Below are 1,479 nucleotides of genomic sequence, written 5' to 3'. Positions count from 1 at the left end.
CCGCCGGGCCGCGGCCCGGCGGGTCGACGGCATGCCCACACAGGAAGACCTCGATGGACTACTGCTCCTCATGTCGCCGACATCTCAACGGCGCCCTCGTGTGCCCCGGCTGCGGCGCCTACGCCCCCGACATAGCCCCGGCCACGATCAACGGCCGCGCCGTCCCGACCCACCTGGCCCTCCAGACGGACGACACGCTGTCCGACACCCTGCCCGGCTCGATGGTGGTTCCGACGGTGCCGGCGGCGACGTGGGAGTACGCGGCGACGCCCTCGGCCGAAGTCGCCCGCGGCGAAACGTCATCCGGGGCCGGCATCGAGGACGCCGAGGGGGTCGAGGAGATCCAGGGTGCTCTGCCCGCTCCGCAGGGCCGGGCGGCGCGGCGTCGGCAGATGGCCCGCTGGAAGAAGAGCCAGCGCCGGGCCGTGGTCGCGACCGCCGTGGCGCTGGTCGGCGGCGGTCTGACCGTCATGGGCATGGACCGCCAGTCCACCGACAACACCCAGGCAGCCACCGCACCGGACGCCGAGCGCCTGGGCGATGTGAAGGAACAGGGCTCGCAGAGCGGCCGTACGCCGGACGCCCAGCCGGACGACGCCCGGCGCACCTCGGACACGCCCAAGTCCCAGTCGCCCTCGACCAACAACTCGTACGAGCAGTACGCCGACCAGGGTTCCGACTCCCGCCAGAACACGGGGACCTCCCCGCGTACGCCCTCGTCGGCACCGGCGGCCCAGCAGCAGGCCCAGCGCGGCTCGTCCTCGACCGGTGACTCGGCCGACGGCACGACCAACACTCCGTCGGACCAGACGACCACGCCGCCCGCCGGCGACGACTCGACCGGCTCGGGAACGGACACCTCGACGGGCACCGACACAAGCACCGGCTCCGACTCCGGCTCCGGGACCAGCACCGGCACGGGTACGGGCACGGACACCGGTTCCTCGGACGACACGAGCAGCGGCAGCGGTTCGGACGCGACGTCACCGTCGGGCCTGTGCCTGCTCGGCGGCGTCCTCTGCGTGAGCTGAGGCCCGACCTTCGGGCGCCCGGAGGCCGGGCGCCCGCTACCGGATTTCATCGGCAGTGCATCGGCGTTCACGCCGGTGGTGAAGCCGATCTCGTGGCTGCGGCGCGGAGTGCCGCAGCGTCGTTCCGGCAGAGCGGGACTGTGTTGTGGTGGTGAGTTGGAGAACGGATGTTCCCAGCGACAGCAGGTGTGATCGTTCGTACGATCACCGCATGCAGCTTCGGTACAGCTTTCGTCTGTACCCGGAGCCCGGCCAGCGCACCGCGCTGGCGCGGGCGTTCGGGTGCGCCCGTGTCGTGTTCAACGACGCGGTACGCGCCCGTGAGCAGGCCCGCGCGGCCAGGGAACCGTTCCCGACCGCCGCCGCCCTGTCCCGGCAGCTGATCACCCGGGCCAAGGACACGTCCCAGCGTTCCTGGCTGGGCGAGGTCTCCGCGGTCGTTCTGCAG

Annotated in this window: 2 protein-coding genes; both read left to right on the top strand. The window is 72.3% G+C overall.

Going from position 1 to position 1,479, the window contains the following annotated elements:
- A partial coding sequence (locus F3T56_RS42565; protein WP_246204555.1) for an SCO2400 family protein occupies positions 1–1,031 on the top strand: 1,031 nt, incomplete at its 5' end.
- 211 nt (positions 1,032–1,242) lie between these two features.
- Positions 1,243–1,479, top strand: a 237-nt coding sequence (locus F3T56_RS48945; RefSeq protein WP_246204553.1) for a helix-turn-helix domain-containing protein, incomplete at its 3' end; no start/stop codon positions are given.

Origin of the sequence: Streptomyces tailanensis, assembly GCF_008386495.1 — a bacterium.
Classification (GTDB): domain Bacteria; phylum Actinomycetota; class Actinomycetes; order Streptomycetales; family Streptomycetaceae; genus Streptomyces; species Streptomyces tailanensis.
Note: the sequence above shows the minus strand (reverse complement) of the source record. Positions and strands in the feature narration are given on the sequence as shown.